At 50.0% G+C, this 354-nt stretch carries 1 protein-coding gene; it reads right to left on the bottom strand.

The genetic code is table 11. The annotated features are described in order from the left end of the window. The coding region (locus tag PGX78_RS09135; RefSeq protein ID WP_333524053.1) for a pyruvate kinase alpha/beta domain-containing protein at positions 1 to 354 on the bottom strand (354 nt) is incomplete at both ends.

Here is a 354-nt window from a genome sequence, read left to right as displayed (position 1 = left end):
GCCTCTTCGGAAATAATAGCCCCGGCCCGTTTAATATAAGGAATAAGTTCCGGACCCGACCCTTTAACGACAAGGATGCATCCCGGTATGAAATCCCGTTCCAATTGTGCCTGGCTGTTACCGAAGCAAATATTGCCTACAGCCGACCTCTTACCCAAGCCGATGCCGCGCAGTAGTACATCAGCAACTAGGCGCACACGAATCATATTGGTCGTACCCGACGTGGAAGCAGGTACACCGGCTGTCAAAACGACTAAATCTCCGCCCTTAATCAAATTGTGTTCCAATGCCGCTGATACCGCATTTTCCACAACATCGTCAGACGTTTCTCCGCCTTCTCCGATAATGGCTTTT

Origin of the sequence: Megasphaera sp. AF13-6AC, from assembly GCF_027685385.1 — a bacterium.
Classification (GTDB): Bacteria; Bacillota; Negativicutes; order Veillonellales; family Megasphaeraceae; genus Megasphaera; species Megasphaera micronuciformis.
Note: the sequence above shows the minus strand (reverse complement) of the source record. Positions and strands in the feature narration are given on the sequence as shown.